Source organism: Bradyrhizobium sp. sGM-13 (assembly GCF_018398875.1).
Taxonomy (GTDB): domain Bacteria; phylum Pseudomonadota; class Alphaproteobacteria; order Rhizobiales; family Xanthobacteraceae; genus Bradyrhizobium.
In genome coordinates this window covers 174,230-191,353 of the sequence record NZ_JAGWDK010000007.1, presented here as the reverse complement: position 1 = coordinate 191,353, position 17,124 = coordinate 174,230, and the positions used below count along the sequence as shown (strand labels likewise).

Here is a 17,124-nt window from a genome sequence, read left to right as displayed (position 1 = left end):
CATCGGGGAATCTCAAGATTCCGGGTTCGCGCTCCGCGCGCCCCGGAATGACGGCTTCCGCTGAGCGCATCCATGACCCACCCCGGCGAGCAGTTCTATCCGGAAGGCGTCCGCTGGGACGATCAGATCGCGCGCGGCACGCTGCCGGATCTATTGTCGACAGCCGCCGCCGAGTTCGCCTCGCGGCCGGCCATCGAATTCCGCGACCGGCCGATCAGCTACGGCGAACTCGAAGCGTTGGTGGAGACCGCCGCAAGCGCCTTCCTCCGCGCGGGGTACGGCAAGAACAGTTCGGTCGCGCTGTTCCTCGGCAATTCGCCCGATCACCCGATCAGTTTCTTCGGTGCGCTGAAGGCCGGCGCCCGCGTCGTGCATCTGTCGCCGCTCGATGGCGAGATCGCGCTGTCGCACAAGCTCACGGATTCGGGCGCGCGCGTGCTGGTTACAAGCAATCTGTCGGCGCTGTTGCCGACTGCGCTGAAATTTCTCGCTCACGGACTGCTCGATTGCCTGATCGTTTGCGAGGACGATCATTGGGGCAAGGTCGGGACGCCGCAGACGGCGCTGCCGGTTAATCCGAAAATCGTCACCTACCAGCAATTCACCGACGGTGCGGCAAGGCCCGTGCAATGGCCCGCGATCTCGGCCGACGACGTCGCGCTGCTGCAATATACCGGCGGAACCACCGGATTGCCGAAGGGCGCGATGCTCAGCCACGGCAATCTGACGTCGGCGGTGTCGATCTACGACGTCTGGGGCAAGCCGTCGCGCGCCGAGCGCAATGCGATCGAGCGCGTGATCTGCGTGCTGCCGCTGTTCCATATCTATGCGCTGACGGTGGTGCTGCTGTCGTCGATCCGGCGCGGTAATCTGATCTCGCTGCATCAGCGTTTCGACGTCGAGGCCGTGATGCGCGATATCGAGGTCAAGCGCGCCACCTTTTTCCCCGGCGTGCCGACCATGTGGATCGCGATCGCGGCGCTGCCGGACCTCGACAAGCGCGATCTGTCCTCGCTGGTCAGCGTTGGTTCGGGCGGCGCACCGCTGCCGGTCGAAGTCGCGCGGATCCTGGAGCAGAGGGTCGGCATGAAGCTGAAGAGCGGTTGGGGCATGACCGAGACCTGCTCGCCCGGCACCGCACACCCGAAGGAGGGGCCTGATAAGCCGGGCTCGATCGGCCTGATGCTGCCCGGCATCGAGATGGACGTGGTGTCGCTGGAGGATCCGACCAAGTTGATGCCGGTGGGTGAAACCGGCGAAATCCGCATCCGCGGCCCGAACGTCACCAAGGGATACTGGAACCGGCCGAAGGAAACTGCGGAAGCCTTTGTCGGCGACCGTTTTCTCACCGGTGATATCGGCTACATGGACGCCGATGGCTATTTCTATCTGGTCGACCGCAAGAAGGACATGATTATCTCCGGCGGCTTCAACGTCTATCCGCAGATGATCGAGCAGGCGATCTATACGCACCCTGCCGTGCAGGAAGTGATCGTGATCGGAATTCCCGATGATTACCGCGGCGAGGCGGCGAAAGCCTTCATCAGGCTGCGTGATAGCGCCAAGCCGTTCACCATCGATGAGCTGCGCAGCTTCCTCGCGGGCAAGCTCGGCAAGCACGAGCTGCCGGCCGCCGTCGAGTTCGTCACGGAATTGCCGCGCACGCCGGTCGGCAAGCTGTCGCGCCACGAATTGCGCATGCAGCAGCCTTCTCAGGCTGCGCCATCGAAACAGCAAGTCGTATCAGGAGGTCGTTCCTAAACTCCGCCGTCGTCCCGGCCTTGAGCCGGGACCCATACGCCGCGGCCTGGCTTGAGGCACTTGGGGAGACGGCTTTGCGAGTTACAGAAGCCGGTGGTTATGGGTCCCTGCGTTCGCAGGGACGACGAAAGAAAGAGTTTCGCGTTACAACGGATGCAATTCATTCGCTCACAGGAGGATCTGATGGATCTCGCTTTCAGCAAGGAAGAAATCGCGTTTCGTGAAGAAGTCAGAGCCTTCTTCAGGGACAACGTACCGCCGGAAACGCGGCGCAAGATGGTCGAGGGCCGTCACCTCTCCAAGGACGAGATGGTCGCCTGGTGGCGCATCCTGAACAAGAAGGGCTGGGGCGTCTCGCACTGGCCGAAGGAATATGGCGGCACTGGCTGGAGCTCGGTGCAGCAGTACATTTTCAACGAAGAGCTGCAGATGCATCCGGCGCCGGCGCCGCTCGCCTTCGGCGTCAGCATGGTCGGCCCGGTCATCTACACCTTCGGCAACGAGAAGCAGAAGCAATATTATCTGCCGCGCATCGCCAATGTCGACGACTGGTGGTGCCAGGGCTTCTCGGAGCCGGGCTCGGGTTCTGACCTCGCCTCGCTGAAGACCAAGGCCGAGCGCAAGGGCGACAAGTACATCATCAACGGCCAGAAGACCTGGACCACGCTGGCCCAGCACGCCGACATGATCTTCTGCCTGTGCCGCACCGACACGTCAGCGAAGAAGCAGATGGGCATTTCCTTCATCGTGTTCAGCATGAAGTCGAAGGGCGTCACGGTGCGGCCGATCGAGACCATCGACGGCGGCCACGAGGTCAATGAAGTGTTCTTCGACGACGTCGAGGTGCCGGTCGAGAACCTGATCGGAGAGGAGAACAAGGGCTGGGATTACGCAAAGTTCCTGCTCGGCAACGAGCGCACCGGCATCGCCCGCGTCGGCGTCTCCAAGGAGCGGCTGCGCCGCATCAAGGAGCTCGCCTCCAAGGTCGAGCAGAACGGCAAGCCGGTACTGGAAGACCAGGGTTTCCGCGAGAAGCTGGCGGCCTGCGAGATCGAGCTGAAGGCGCTCGAACTGACGCAGCTCCGCGTCGTTGCCGACGAGGGCAAGCACGGCAAGGGCAAGCCCAACCCGGCGTCTTCGGTCCTGAAGATCAAGGGTTCGGAAATCCAGCAGACCACCACCGAACTTCTGATGGAAGTGATCGGCCCGTTCGCCGCGCCTTACGACGAGCACGGCGACGACGCCTCCAACGAAACCATGGATTGGACCGCCCAGATCGCGCCGAGCTACTTCAACAACCGCAAGGTCTCGATCTACGGCGGCTCCAACGAGATCCAGCGCAACATCATCACCAAGGCGGTGCTAGGGCTGTAGGCAAGGTAGCGCCACAACAATGCACGTCGTCCCCGCGAAAGCGGGGACCCAGTACGCCGCGGCGGTCGTGATTCACGAAGAACGCCGGTGAATACTGGATCCCCGCATTCGCGGGGATGACGACTGAGGGTGGGGCGCGGATGCCCGCGCATGACGACGAATTTGGTTAGCCGGAGAAAGAAAACAACATGGATTTTGATTTGTCCGAGGAGCAGCGCCTTCTCAAGGAGAGCATCGACGGTCTGTTGACCGATTCCTACGATTTCGATGCGCGCAAGAAGTACCAGAAGGAGAAGGGCGGCTGGAGCAAGGCCGTCTGGGGCAAGCTCGCCGAGCAGGGCCTGTTGGGCCTGCCGTTCGCGGAAGCCGACGGTGGCTTCGGCGCCGGCGCGGTTGAAACCATGATCGTGATGGAAGCGCTCGGCAGGGCGCTGGTGCTGGAGCCGTATCTCGCCACCGTCGTGATCGGCGGCGGCTTCCTGCGCCATGGCGGCTCGGCCGAGCAGAAGGCCGCGCACATTCCCGGGATCATCGACGGCAGCAAGACCTTTGCTTTCGCGCAGCTCGAGAAGAACTCGCGCTACGATCTCGCCGACGTCTCGACCACGGCCAAGAAGAAGGACGGGGCTTACGTGATAGACGGTGAAAAATTCGTCGTGCTCAACGGCGAGAATGCCGACACGCTGATCGTGACCGCGCGCACCAAGGGCAGCCGGCGCGACAAGACGGGCATCGGTGTGTTCCTCGTGCCGGCGAATGCCAAGGGCGTTACCCGCAAGGGCTATCCGACCCAGGACGGGCTGCATGCCGCCGACATCACCTTCACCGGTGTCGAGGTTGGCAGCGACGCTGCGATCGGCGATCCCGAGAACGGCTTGCCGCTGATCGAGCGCGTGGTCGATGAAGCCCGCACTGCGATGTGCGCGGAAGCCGTCGGTGCGATGGATGAATCGCTGAAGACGACCGTCGAGTATCTCAAGACGCGGAAACAGTTCGGCGTTCCGATCGGCAGCTTTCAGACCCTGCAGCATCGCGCCGCCGACATGTTCGTCGCCCTCGAACAGGCCCGCAGCATGTCGATGTTCGCGACCATGGCGGCCGATTTCGAAGACGCCAAGGAGCGCGCGACCGCGGTTGCCGCTGCCAAGGTGCAGATCGGGAAATCCGGAAAGTTCATCGGCCAGCAGTCGATCCAGCTCCACGGCGGCATCGGTATGACCCAGGAAGCCAAGATCGGCCACTACTTCAAGCGCCTGACCATGATCGAGAATACGTTCGGCGACACCGACTACCACCTCCGCCGTGTCGCGGAAGGTGGGCTGGTGTAGTTCCCAGCATTCAGACTGTCATCCTCCGCGTATTCCAGAGAACTTTCAATCATCACTGACGCCGCGGCGTACTGGATCGCCCGGTCCCAGTGCGCAATTGCGCACAAGGCCGGGCGATGACAGCGGCGCGTGCGCAGCATGCGGAGACAACAACAATGAAAAACACCCCGTTCGATCTCACCGGAAAAGTCGCCGTCATCACCGGCTCCAGCCGCGGCATCGGCCGTTCCTCCGCCGAACTGCTGGCAAAACTCGGGGCCAAGGTCGTGATCTCCAGCCGCAAGGCGGATGCCTGCCACGAAGTGGCCGAAGGCATCAAAAAGGCCGGCGGCGACGCCCATGTCATCCCCTGCAACATCTCGCGCCGCGAGGAAGTAGAGGCATTGATATCGGGCACGACAAAACATTACGGCAAGGTCGATATCCTCGTCTGCAACGCAGCGGTGAACCCCTATTACGGTCCGCTGCTCGATATCAAGGACGAGGCCTTCGACAAGATCATGGGCAGTAACGTCAAGAGCAACATCTGGCTCTGCGCGCTGGCGATCCCGCAGATGGCGGAGCGCGGCAACGGCTCGGTGGTGATCATCTCGTCCATCGGCGGCATGCGCGGCTCGACCGTGATCGGCGCCTACGGCATTTCGAAAGCGGCGGATTTCGCACTCTGCCGCAGCCTTGCCGGCGAATGGGGCCCAAAGGGCGTTCGCGTCAACTGTGTGGCGCCGGGCCTCGTCAAAACCGATTTCGCCCGCGCGCTGTGGGAAGACGCCGACCTCCTCAAACGCCGCACCGCCACCACGCCGCTGCGCCGGATCGGCGAGCCGGATGAAATCGCAAGCGCCGTAGCGTACCTCGCCTCCGATGCCTCCACCTTCATGACCGGCCAGACCATCGTGGTGGACGGCGGCGTGACCACGGCGGCGGTGTAGGTCCTGTCGTCCCTGCGAACGCAGGGACCCATAACCACCGGCGCTCATTGGTGCAGGAAGCGTCTGCCATCTAAGCTTGAGCCGAGGAAGCAACGCGGTATGGGTCCCTGCGTTCGCAGGGACGACGAAGATCTTTCGCAGGGTCGACGGAGATATTGACCTTCGCCTCCCGATCGGATTGCCTCTGCGCAACCAACAATCCTTCGGGGAAGCAGCGTCATGTCCTTTGTGCTGGCCATCGATCAGGGCACCACGTCCTCGCGCGCCATGGTGTTTCGCAGCGATATTTCCATCGCCGCCACGGCGCAGCAGGAATTCCCGCAGCATTTCCCGGCGTCGGGCTGGGTCGAGCATGAGCCGGAGGACATCTGGACCTCGACGTTACAGGTCTGCCGCGAGGCGCTGGAAAAGGCCGGACTGAAAGCGCAGGACATCGCCGCGATCGGCATCACCAACCAACGCGAGACCACGGTGGTGTGGGACCGCGCGACGGGCCAGGCGGTGCACCGCGCCATTGTCTGGCAGGACCGCCGCACCGCGGACATCTGCGCCAAATTAAAGAGCGAAGGCCACGAGCCCACGATCTCGGCCAAGACCGGCCTGATCATCGATCCCTATTTCTCCGGCACCAAAGTCGCATGGATCCTCGATCACGTCCCGGGCGCGCGCGAACGCGCCGGGCGCGGTGAACTGATGTTCGGCACCGTCGATTGCTACCTGCTGTGGCGGCTGACCGGCGGCAACGTGCACGTCACCGACGCCACCAACGCCTCGCGCACGCTGCTGTTCAACATCCACACCGGCGACTGGGACGACGAGCTCTTGAAAATCCTGCGCGTGCCGCGCTCGATGCTGCCCGAGGTCAAGGATTCCTCCGCCAAGTTCGGCGAAACCATGCCCGACCTGTTCGGCGGCTCGATCGCCATCTCCGGCATCGCCGGCGACCAGCAGGCCGCAACCATCGGCCAGGCCTGCTTCACGCCCGGCATGATCAAATCGACCTACGGCACCGGCTGCTTTGCGCTGCTCAACACCGGCACCACGCCGGTGGCCTCGAAGAACAAGCTGCTCACCACCATCGCCTATCAATTGAACGGCAAGCGCACCTATGCGCTCGAAGGCTCGATCTTCGTCGCGGGCTCGGCGGTGCAATGGCTGCGCGACGGCCTCGGCATCATCAAGCAGGCATCCGAAACCGGCCCGCTCGCCGACAAGTCCGATTCCATGCAAAGCGTCTATCTGGTGCCCGCCTTCGTCGGCCTCGGCGCGCCGTACTGGAATCCGCGCGTACGCGGCGCGCTGTTCGGCCTGACCCGCAACACCGGTCCGGCCGAACTCGCGCATGCGGCGCTGGAAAGCGTCTGTTACCAGACCTTCGACCTCTGGGCCGCGATGCGCGCCGACTGGCCGGACGCAACCGCCGCCAACATCGTGCTCCGCGTCGACGGTGGCATGACCGCTTCCGACTGGACCATGCAGCGCCTAGCTGATCTGCTTGACGCACCTGTCGATCGCCCGATGATCCAGGAGACCACGGCGCTGGGCGCGGCGTATCTCGCCGGGCTGAATGCCGGGGTCTATCCCGAGCCGGCAAAGTTCGCCGACAACTGGCGGCTGGAACACCGCTTCAAGCCGGCGATGAGCACGGCGACGCGCGAGCGGAAGCTGGCAGGTTGGGCGAGGGCGGTGAAAGGCGTGCTGGCAAGCGATGAAGGGGAGTGATGTCAGTTGATAGTGCCTGATGGTTACTCCGACATCGCTGCCGGCAAGATCGCGGCCGTCGTCACGCATCTGGAGATGACTGAACGGCCTGCGCCGCGTTCCGATCCGCCCCGAGCCTGGTCGCTGCGTCGGGTGGAGATGCCGCCGCTCGATTGGTTTCGCGATCTCTATCGTCGCGTCGGCGAGGAATGGCTGTGGTTCTCGCGAATACAGATGCCCGATGCCGAACTCGCAGCACGGCTCCATTCGCCGCAGCTCGAAGTCTACGCACTGGTCGATAACGGCCGCGACGAGGGTCTGTTAGAGCTGGATTTTCGCGGGCCCGATCAATGCGAGATCGGCATGTTCGGTGTCACCGCAAAACTGGTCGGCACCGGCGCCGGCCGCTGGCTGATGAACCGCGCGCTGGAGCTCGCATGGTCGCGACCGATCAACCGCGTCTGGCTGCACACCTGCACCTTTGACCACCCCGCTGCGCTCGCGTTCTACCAGCGCTCGGGGTTTCGTGCGTTCCGACGGCAGATTGAGGTCGTCGACGATCCGCGGCTCGACGGCACCGCACCGCGCGAGGTTGCGCAGCATGTGCCGGTGATTGAGTGACATGTGCCGGTGATTGAGTGAGGAGATAGAGAGAAGTTAGGGGCAGGAGCCTACGCCAATCGGAGCTACGTCCAACAAGTGGTCCCCCTTGCTACAACTGCAGAGCTTATCGATGATTCCAATGGAGTAAAAGTGCTTCGAGGGACATCTAAAGTTCTAGAATTGGTTCGATAATCCTAAAAACACCTTCTGCTTTGCCCGCGCCAGCTAGAACTCGCGGCGGTCTGCGCCGCCTATCTCGCCGGGCTGACCGCCGGCGTCTATCCCGAGCCGGCCAAGTTCGTTGACAACTGGCGCCTCGAACACCGCTTCAAGCCGGCAATGAGCGAGGCGACGCGGGAGCGGAAGCTCGCGGGCTGGGCAAGGAGGGCGTGCTGGCGAGCGATGAAGGGGAGGGGTAAGGAAGTTATCTTCCTCTCGATAGCAATTTTCGTTGGAGTATTCTGAAATGCCGACGCAACTGCCTTACAGGAGAGTCATCGCCTAATATGGCGCTTGCCTTTTTTGCATACGTGTAGAAATTTTGCCGACCGAGATGAGTTAGGTCTCTATAGATACCTCGAAGGAAAACTTTTCCTGAGCCGGATTTTTTCGCGGACCGAATAGTTTGACGCGTCGCATAAGTCATCCGGCGATAGTACCGAGAAATCGTACGCCCCCGAAGCAGCGCACGTTGCCCGTCATATGTTAAGCCAAGATAGGTCATCGGCCTATCGCATTCAAATACGCCTGAGGCGAGACGTTCAAATTCGGACACTTCAGTTTTGCTGTCGTTGATTTTCATCGAGGAGCCAAGTTTGGCAACCTCTATCTTTATGAAATCCAGCGCCTCCTTAGCCGTTTCCCGGCTGCCGATAATGAGTATGTCGTCGGAATATCGTCTATAAAAAACGCCGGTAGTCGCAAATTGCTTTACACAGGCAAGATCAAAACGCGTCATGTAAATATTAGATAGGACCGCAGACAGAGGGGACCCTTGCGGGATCCCAAATCCTTCTTTGTTTCGATTGATTAACGAGACATGCTTGCCGTCGTCACCGCGAACTATTTTTCGATAGATTTCGGGCGAGCAAATCGGCCGCGGTGGATTGTCCTTTTCGAAGTTCAATCGCTCGGAAAGATCCGAAATATCCACCCAAGAATACTGCGTCATCGATCTGTAGACTTTGAACCAGTCAAGGGGCAGCCGAACCTCACCAAGGACCTCGCAGAGATTTTGCTTTAGAACATTATGGTCGATGCTATCGAAAAAAGAGTTGATATCGAGAGCGATCGCACAGCAGGAGATTCGACGGTTGATTTCGTCGAATGCGGCTTTGGCCATATCGACATTCGTGCCCCTTCCCTTGCGGTAACCAATAACGACATCACTTAGATTGTGTTTGGCTAGGAATTCCTCGTATCTGGGGATAATTTGCTGGGCATAGAAAGAATGAATGTAACCATCGACGTGCGAGCAGTAGCGGAGGGGTCTATCCTTCGTGCTTACTATCGACGTTCCAGCCTCTTTTTTGAATTTTCTCTTGCTGTCGACAAATCCGATTAGCGGCCAAAAAGACCGCTCTATAATGAATTGCTTGTCCTGTACCCTTGAGAGCGCTGCCTCATAGGTCAAAGGTAGGTCAAAATGAGCAAATGGCTTCTTGACGTACCAGCCGCCTACACGGAGCTTGCGACGCCGTAACATGTTTTTCTCTCGTAGCAAGTTCGGAGGGGCGCAGGTACGCGTCCACCTTTGTCCCCTCCGAAACCAACTTAGTCTCGGCTTGTCATCGCCGTCCGCAAGATACTCGGTGAGCTATAATGTTGAAGGATATAACTCAATGCACTTCATTGGTCGCGTGATTGTCACGCTTGCAATCCATGCCGGCAAGTTCATGGCCTTGGCCATTGGACTTGACGGAAGTTACGCCTTCCCCCTTCGCCTTGCGCGAGGGCAAGGTTGATTTAGGTTCGGATTGCGCTACTTCAATATGCAGCTCTAGGTTTTTTGCTGTGTAGAGCCTCTTTTTTTGCTTGATTACGAATTGATGGGGCTTTGAGCGAACTGATTCGTGGGCGCAGTATCCGCTCATGGTGGAATCGATCACGAGCAAAGCCTGATCGCCTCCTCAAAACACCTCCTGCTTCGCCTTCGCCAGCGAAAACCCGCGCCGGTCGGTGTTGAAGCAGGTCACGCCTGCCTGCTCCGACTTGCACGTAAATCCCCCGCGCTGCCAGACCTCGTCGTAGGCCAGCACCGGCAGTGATTTGTCCATCACGGTGTCACCATGGCAGATGCGGGCGGCGGGGCCTTTGGCGTTCATCTCGAAGGCTTGGCCGTAGTCGAGCTCGCAATCGGCAGGCCTCCGCGGCTTGGTTTCCATGACGCTGAGGTCGCAGCGGAGCACGTTCTGCTTGTCGTAGTCGAAATATTTGCAGGCGATGTTTTTGGATGGCGACTGGAAGCCGGTCGGGCCGGATTGGGCGTGGGCGAGGTCGGGGAAAATCAGAAGGCACAGCGTGAGGAGAACTGGTCGCATACCACGCATGATGAGTGACTCCTGAGTTGCAATACGCCTCAACGTACTTAGGATGACGCATAGCGCAACCCCGACCCCGCATGTCATGCCCGGACTTGATCCGGGCATCCATCAATCTTCAAAAAAATCTTTCGAAGAGGATGGATTGCCGGGTCGAGTTCGGGTGGACGCGCTTCGCGCTTTTGCCCGGCAATGACGAGTGAGAAACCATGATCCTGATTGGCCAATTCGACTCCCCCTTTGTCCGCCGCGTCGCCATCGCTATGCGGCTCTATGGCATCGCCTTCGAGCACAAGCCGTGGTCGACCTTCGGCGACGCCGACAAGATCGCAGCCTATAACCCGCTGCGACGGGTGCCGACGCTGGTGCTCGATGATGGCGAGGCGCTGATCGAGAGCGCGATGATCCTCGATTATCTCGACGATCTCGTCGGCCCCGACAAGGCGATGATTGCGCGAAGCGGCGAGACGCGGCGGCGGCATTTGCGGGTCGCGGCGCTGGCGATGGGGCTCGGCGACAAGGGCGTCAGCCTGCTCTACGAGCGCGTGCTGCGGAAGGAGCAGCTCGATCTGTGGGTCGAGCGCTGCAAGTCGCAGATCGCCGGCGTGCTGGAGGTGCTGGAGAAGGAGCGCGCCGCGGTCAAAACGCCGTATTGGTTCGGCGAACGCGCCGGACACGCCGACATCGCGGTCGCCTGCGTGCTGCGCTTCGTCGGCGAGGCGCATCCGGAGTTGTTCGACGCCAGCTATCGGGCGCTGAAAGCGCATTCCGCTACTTGCGAGGCGCTGCCGCCGTTTAAAGAAATCGTGCAGCCGTTAGCCCCGCCGAGCGGCGATTGAGCTGGATGGGCCGTGCCCGGCCACGGCCGCGGAGTTAGGCCCAATCCTACTTTGCATGGGGTTGTTTTCGCGATTTGTTCAGCAGCCGCTGGCCCCGTAGGGTGGGCAAAGCCAACGGGTCGCGCGAATGCGCGCCCGATGACAGGCTCCGCGTGCCCACCATCGAGGATGGTCTGCCGACAAATGGTGGGCACGGCGCAAGCGCGCCTTTGCCCACCCTACTTCGCCCGCATCGCCTCCGGCGTATCCGGCTGCGCCAGCGGATGCGCCTTCGCAAATTCCGGCAGCGCCATCGCGGTCTCGAAAATGCGCTTCACGGTCGGATAGGTCGCCAGATTGACCTGCTGGTTCAGCGCAGCGGTGACATGGCCGACCATGCAGATGTCGACGATGGTCGGCGCATCGCCATGGCAGAATCTGCCGGTGTCCTTGTGGTCGACGAGATGTCCCTCCAGCGCTGCCAGCGTCTCGGCGATCCAGTGCCGCCGCCACGCCGCCTGCTGCGTATCGCGCAGATTCAGCTCGTGATCGAGATAGCGCCGCACCCGCGGCGTCAGCAGCGGGTGGCCCTCGCACGCCACCATCAGCGCCAGCGCGCGGACGCGGGCGCGGCCGGCGAGGTCGGAGGGCAATAGCGGCGGGGAGGGATATTTCTCGTCGAGATATTCGAGGATGGCGAGCGATTGGAACAGCGTGGTGCCGTCATCCTCCACCAGCGCCGGCAGCGCCATCTGCGGGTTGACCTTGCGATACTCGCCATCGCGGTGCGCATTGGCGTCGATGTCGACGAACATCACTTCGACCGGAACATTTTTCAGATTGAGCGCGATGCGAACGCGAAAGCTCGCCAGCGATCGCCAGAACGAGAAGAATTTCATGGGGCCTCCACGCACGCGTCACGCGCGGGCTTGACCCGCGCATCCATCACCCTTGTAAGACTCTTGAAGATGGATCACCGGGTCAAGCCCGGTGATGACACGTCAAGCCCCGACCGCCTTCTTCCGCCAGGCGAGGTGCACGGCGCAGGTGCAGCCGGGCGGATGCGAGGTGACGTCGTTGGCGGGGACGATCTCCGCCGCTGGCGCCTTCGTCGCGGGCTGCTCCTGCGAAGGGATGTAGTTCAGCACCGGGGCCAGCCAGCGTTCGGTCTCGGCGACGCTCATGCTCTTGCGCGCGGCATAGTCCTCGACCTGGTCGCGCTCGATCTTGCCGACGCCGAAATAGAAGCTTTCGGGATGGCTGAAATACAGCCCCGACACCGACGAGCCCGGCCACATCGCAAAGCTCTCGGTCAGCTTCACGCCGGCTGTCTTTTCCGCATCGAGCAAGCGGAAAAGCGTCGCCTTCTCGGTGTGGTCGGGCTGCGCGGGATAGCCGGGCGCCGGGCGAATGCCGGCATATTGCTCCAGGATCAACTGGTCGGAGGTCAGCGCCTCGTCCGGCGCATAACCCCAGAATTCCTTGCGGACGCGCTGGTGCATCCGCTCGGCAAAGGCTTCCGCCAGGCGATCGGCCAGCGCCTTGCACAGGATCGAGGAGTAGTCGTCATTGGCGTTCTTGAAGCGGTCGGCGACTACGTCCTCGCCGATTCCTGCCGTGACGACAAAGCCGCCGATATAGTCTGATACGCCCGACGACGCAGGCGCGATGAAATCCGACAATGCGGCGTTGAAGCGGCCTTCGCGCTTCTCCAACTGCTGACGCAGCGTATGGAAGGTTGCGATCTTCTTGGCTCGCGTATCGTCGGCATAGATGATGATATCGTCGCCTTCCACATTGGCCGGCCAGAAGCCGATCGTTGCACGCGCGGTGAACCATTTCTCCTTGATGATGCGGTCCAGCATCTTGCGTGCGTCGTCATAGAGCGAGCGCGCGACCTCGCCGATCTTGGGATCGTCGAGAATGGCCGGGAAACGCCCGGTCAGTTCCCAGGTCTGGAAGAACGGCGTCCAGTCGATGTATTCGGCAAGCTCGGCCAGATCATAGGCGTCAAAAGTCTTGAGCCCCAGGAACGACGGCTTCTTCGGCGGCGTTTTCACAAAGTCCGCCTTGACCGCATTGGCGCGGGCGTCCGCCAGCTTCAGCCGCTTCTTGTCGGCCTGCGCGCGCAGATGCGCGGCCGAAATCTTGGCGTATTCGGCGCGGATGTCGGCGGCATAGGCCTCGCGCTTGTCCGGCGAGAGCAGCGAGGATGCGACACCCACCGCGCGGCTGGCGTCATTGACGTGCACCACCGGACCGCCCTTGTAGTTCGGTTCGATCTTCACGGCAGTATGGACCCGGCTGGTGGTGGCGCCGCCGATCAACAGCGGCATCTTCATGCCCTGCCGTTCCATCTCGCCGGCCAGAAAGCTCATTTCGTCGAGCGAGGGCGTGATCAGGCCCGACAGCCCGATGATGTCGGCGCCCTCGGCTTTCGCCGTCTCGATGATCTTGGTCGCCGGTACCATGACGCCGAGGTCGATCACCTCGAAATTGTTACATTGCAGCACGATGCCGACGATGTTCTTGCCGATGTCGTGGACGTCGCCCTTCACGGTGGCCAGCACGATCTTGCCGGCGGCATTGCGGCCGTCGCCGGTGACACCATTGGCGAGGTTGCGCGCCTTCTCCTCTTCCATGAACGGCATCAGATAGGCGACGGCCTGCTTCATCACGCGCGCCGACTTCACCACCTGCGGCAGGAACATTTTGCCGTCGCCGAAGAGGTCGCCGACGATGTTCATGCCCGCCATCAGCGGCCCTTCGATCACATTCAGGGGGCGTTCGACCGTCAGCCGCGCGGCCTCGGTGTCTTCCTCGATGAATTCGGTGATGCCGTGCACCAGCGCGTGACTCAGCCGCTTTTCGACCGGCCATTCGCGCCAGGCGAGGTCCTGCTCTTTTGTCTGCTTCTCCTTGCCTCGGAATTTTTCCGCCAGCGCCAGCAGCCGCTCGGACGCGCCGGGGTCGCGGTTGAGGATCACGTCCTCGCACACCTGCCGCAGCTCGGGATCGATATCGTCATAAACGATCATCTGCCCGGCATTGACGATGCCCATATCCATGCCGGCGTGGATGGCGTGGTAGAGAAACACCGAATGCATCGCCTCGCGCACCGGCTCGTTGCCGCGGAACGAGAACGACAGGTTCGAGACGCCACCGGAGACATGCGCTCCCGGCAGGTTCGTCCGGATCCAGCGCGTTGCCTCGATGAAGTCGACGCCGTAATTGTTGTGCTCTTCGAGGCCCGTCGCGATCGCAAAGATATTCGGATCGAAGATGATGTCCTCGGGCGCAAAGCCGACCTCGTTGACCAGAATGTCATAGGCGCGCTTGCAGATTTCGGTCTTGCGCGCGAACGTGTCGGCCTGGCCGATCTCGTCGAACGCCATCACCACGACGGCCGCGCCATGGCGGCGCGCGATGCGGGCCTCGTGGATAAATTTCTCCACGCCTTCCTTCATCGAAATCGAGTTCACCACCGGCTTGCCCTGAACGCATTTCAGGCCGGCCTCGATCACATGGAATTTCGAGGAGTCGACCATCACAGGGACGCGCGCGATATCCGGCTCGGCAGCGACCAGGTTGAGGAACGTCACCATCGCGGCTTCCGAATCCAGCAATCCCTCGTCCATGTTGACGTCGATGATCTGCGCGCCGTTCTCGACCTGGTCGCGCGCCACCTGCAGTGCCGCGGTGTAATCGCCCGCGGTGATCAGCTTGCGGAATCTCGCTGAGCCCGTGATATTGGTGCGCTCACCGATGTTCACGAACGGAATCGCCGGCGTCAGTTCGAACGGCTCCAGCCCCGACAGCCGCAGCCGGGGCTCGATCATGGGCACAATACGCGGCTTGTGCGGGGCGACCGCGGCGGCAATCGCGGCGATATGGTCGGGCGTGGTGCCGCAGCAGCCGCCGACAATGTTGACGAGGCCGGCTTCGGCAAACTCGCCGATCAGCCGCGCCATATATTCCGGCGTCTCGTCGTACTGGCCGAATTCGTTGGGCAGGCCGGCATTCGGATAGGCGCAAACCAGCGTGTCGGCCACGCGGCCGATATCGGCGATATGGGCGCGAAGGTCTTCCGCACCGAGTGCGCAGTTGAAGCCAACGGTGATCGGCTTGGCGTGGCGGATCGAATTCCAGAATGCTTCCGGCAATTGGCCGGAGAGCAGGCGGCCGGATTTGTCGGTAATGGTGCCCGAGATCATCACGGGCACGTCGATGCCGCGTTCCTCCGTGATCTCCGAAATCGCGTAAAGCGCCGCCTTGGCATTCAGCGTGTCGAAAATGGTTTCGACCAGCAGCAGGTCGGCGCCACCGTCGAGCAGGCCATTGACCTGTTCGCCATAGGCCTTGCGCAGATCGTCGAAGGTGACGGCGCGATAGCCGGGATTGGAAACGTCGGGCGAAATCGAAGCGGTGCGGTTGGTCGGGCCGAGCGCGCCGGCAACGAAGCGCGGCTTGCCGTCCTCAGCCGAGACGCGCATCGCTGCGGCGCGGGCGAGTTTTGCGCCGTCACGGTTCAGCTCATAGGCGAGGTCCGACATATCGTAGTCGGCCTGTGCGATCGAGGTGGACGAAAACGTGTTGGTCGCGACGATGTCGGCGCCGGCGCGCAAGTAGGCGGCGTGGATGTCCTCGATTGCCTTGGGCTGCGTCAGAATCAACAGATCGTTGTTGCCTCTGACGTCGCGATGGAAGTCCTTGAAACGCTCGCCGCGAAACGCTGTTTCGTCGAACTGCAGGCCCTGGATCATGGTGCCCATGGCGCCATCGAGCACCAGGATGCGTTCGCGGGCGGCGGCGAGCAGGGCAGTTCGCTTCGGCGAAACCTTCGGAATCGAAACACTCATCGGATCAGGCGGCTTTCTGTGCGCCATTGGGGCGAATGCCCAGCAGATGGCTGATCGCGAACACCAGGTCCGCGCGGTTCATGGTGTAGAAGTGAAAAGTGTCGACGCCGTGCTTGGCGAGCTTTTGCACCTGGCCGGCGACCACAGTGGCGGCGACGAGCTTGCGCGTCTCCGCATCGTCGTCGAGGCCATCGAACTTGTCGGCGAGCCAGTCCGGCACCGTGGTGCCGGCACGGGTCACAAAACTCCGCGCCTGCTTGAAATTGTGCATCGGCATGATGCCGGGGACGATCGGAATATCGATGCCACGGGTACGGACGCGGTCGAGGTAGCGGAAGTAGAGATCGTTATCGAAGAACACCTGCGTGATCGCACGCGCCGCGCCGGCGTCGACCTTCGCCTTTAGCGTATCGATATCAGCGTCGATGGTCGGGCTTTCCGGATGTTTTTCCGGATAGGCGGACACCGAGATTTCGATATCGGGAAAGCGCTTCTTGATGCCTGCGATCAGGTCTGGCGAACTCTGGTAGCCGTCGGGGTGCGCGCGATAGGCGGTGCCGATGCCGGTGGTGGGATCGCCGCGCAGCGCTACGATATGGCGGACGCCGATCTCGTGATAGCGCGCCACCACGTCGTCGATCTCGCCCTTGGGCGCGCCGACGCAGGTCAGGTGCGCGGCAGGCGTTAGCCGCGTCTCTTTCAGGATGCGGGCAATGGTCGAATGGGTTCGCTCGCGGGTCGATCCCCCTGCGCCATAGGTCACCGAGACGAAATTGGGGGCGAGCGGCGCCAGCCGGTTGATAGTCTCCCACAGGCTCCGCTCCATCTCTTCGGTCTTGGGCGGAAAGAACTCAAAGGAGATCTTTGGCGAATGCAGCGCGCGATGGCCGTCGAAAGCGGGGGGCGTAACCTCGGTCATGGCACTTCACAAAGCTCCGAAACGATGGGCGAACATCAGCCGCAGCGAACGATGCGCTAAAATAAGCGAAACAGGGCGGACCAAACAGCCCATTGGAGATGGGAAGTAGCCCAATACGCGCAAAATAGACGAAGTTCCGGTCTTGATAGAATGGGTGAGTGGGCTGTCCTTTTAGTAAATTATACAGCGAAAGCAATGGCTTGTAGGATGGTCGCTTGCGGATGAGGTATAATCGGTAGTGGGCAATGGCGCAATTTATCGAATTTGTCACATTTCATCCCACTGCGGTGCT

13 protein-coding genes and 1 pseudogene are annotated in these 17,124 nt (G+C 61.5%); 8 read left to right on the top strand and 6 right to left on the bottom strand.

Annotated features, from left to right (window positions below):
• Nucleotides 1–72: 72 nt before the first annotated feature.
• The 7 genes and pseudogenes from pimA to KJQ96_RS13105 all read left to right on the top strand — a co-directional run.
• The gene (gene pimA, locus KJQ96_RS13135; protein ID WP_213287009.1) at nt 73–1,761 is read left to right on the top strand and encodes a dicarboxylate--CoA ligase PimA; all 1,689 of its coding nucleotides are present in this window, start codon (nt 73–75) and stop codon (nt 1,759–1,761) included.
• 183 nt (nt 1,762–1,944) lie between these two features.
• Nucleotides 1,945–3,135, top strand: a complete 1,191-nt coding sequence (pimC, locus tag KJQ96_RS13130; protein WP_213287008.1) for a pimeloyl-CoA dehydrogenase large subunit — start codon at nt 1,945–1,947, stop codon at nt 3,133–3,135.
• A 188-nt stretch (nt 3,136–3,323) separates the two neighbouring features.
• The gene (gene pimD / locus KJQ96_RS13125; protein WP_213287007.1) at nt 3,324–4,463 is read left to right on the top strand and encodes a pimeloyl-CoA dehydrogenase small subunit; all 1,140 of its coding nucleotides are present in this window, start codon (nt 3,324–3,326) and stop codon (nt 4,461–4,463) included.
• A 155-nt stretch (nt 4,464–4,618) separates the two neighbouring features.
• Nucleotides 4,619–5,392, top strand: coding sequence for an SDR family NAD(P)-dependent oxidoreductase (locus tag KJQ96_RS13120; protein WP_213287006.1), 774 nt, complete (start codon nt 4,619–4,621; stop codon nt 5,390–5,392).
• Nucleotides 5,393–5,611: 219 nt separating this feature from the next.
• The gene (gene glpK, locus KJQ96_RS13115; RefSeq protein ID WP_213287005.1) at nt 5,612–7,114 is read left to right on the top strand and encodes a glycerol kinase GlpK; all 1,503 of its coding nucleotides are present in this window, start codon (nt 5,612–5,614) and stop codon (nt 7,112–7,114) included.
• Between the two features lie 6 nt (nt 7,115–7,120).
• Nucleotides 7,121–7,714 (top strand): GNAT family N-acetyltransferase, encoded by a 594-nt coding sequence (locus tag KJQ96_RS13110; protein WP_213287004.1) that lies wholly within the window; start codon nt 7,121–7,123, stop codon nt 7,712–7,714.
• Nucleotides 7,715–7,933: 219 nt separating this feature from the next.
• A pseudogene (locus KJQ96_RS13105) lies at nt 7,934–8,115 on the top strand (glycerol kinase); the annotation flags it as partial.
• A 5-nt stretch (nt 8,116–8,120) separates the two neighbouring features.
• Here the strand turns inward: KJQ96_RS13105 and drt2 are convergent.
• The 3 genes from drt2 to KJQ96_RS13090 form a co-directional block, all read right to left on the bottom strand.
• Entirely contained in the window at nt 8,121–9,401 is a 1,281-nt protein-coding gene (gene drt2, locus KJQ96_RS13100) for an antiviral reverse transcriptase Drt2 (RefSeq protein WP_213287003.1), read from the bottom strand.
• A gap of 133 nt (nt 9,402–9,534) precedes the next feature.
• Nucleotides 9,535–9,804 carry a hypothetical protein gene (locus KJQ96_RS13095; protein WP_213287002.1) on the bottom strand — a complete coding sequence of 90 codons (270 nt, stop codon included), beginning with the start codon at nt 9,802–9,804 and terminating at the stop codon, nt 9,535–9,537.
• A gap of 21 nt (nt 9,805–9,825) precedes the next feature.
• On the bottom strand, nt 9,826–10,245 hold the full coding sequence (locus tag KJQ96_RS13090; RefSeq protein ID WP_213287001.1) for a DUF6636 domain-containing protein: 420 nt from the start codon (nt 10,243–10,245) through the stop codon (nt 9,826–9,828).
• 200 nt (nt 10,246–10,445) lie between these two features.
• Between KJQ96_RS13090 and KJQ96_RS13085 the strand changes: the two genes are divergently transcribed.
• A complete protein-coding gene (locus KJQ96_RS13085) occupies nt 10,446–11,075 on the top strand; it encodes a glutathione S-transferase family protein (RefSeq protein ID WP_213287000.1) in 630 nt (209 codons plus the stop codon).
• A gap of 218 nt (nt 11,076–11,293) precedes the next feature.
• On the opposite strand, the gene maiA is transcribed toward KJQ96_RS13085, so the two are convergent.
• The 3 genes from maiA to metF form a co-directional block, all read right to left on the bottom strand.
• Nucleotides 11,294–11,953 (bottom strand): maleylacetoacetate isomerase, encoded by a 660-nt coding sequence (maiA, locus tag KJQ96_RS13080; RefSeq protein WP_213286999.1) that lies wholly within the window; start codon nt 11,951–11,953, stop codon nt 11,294–11,296.
• A gap of 102 nt (nt 11,954–12,055) precedes the next feature.
• Nucleotides 12,056–15,913 (bottom strand): methionine synthase, encoded by a 3,858-nt coding sequence (gene metH / locus KJQ96_RS13075; RefSeq protein ID WP_213287139.1) that lies wholly within the window; start codon nt 15,911–15,913, stop codon nt 12,056–12,058.
• 4 nt (nt 15,914–15,917) lie between these two features.
• Nucleotides 15,918–16,832 (bottom strand): methylenetetrahydrofolate reductase [NAD(P)H], encoded by a 915-nt coding sequence (gene metF, locus KJQ96_RS13070; RefSeq protein WP_213286998.1) that lies wholly within the window; start codon nt 16,830–16,832, stop codon nt 15,918–15,920.
• Between the last annotated feature and the right edge of the window lie 292 nt (nt 16,833–17,124).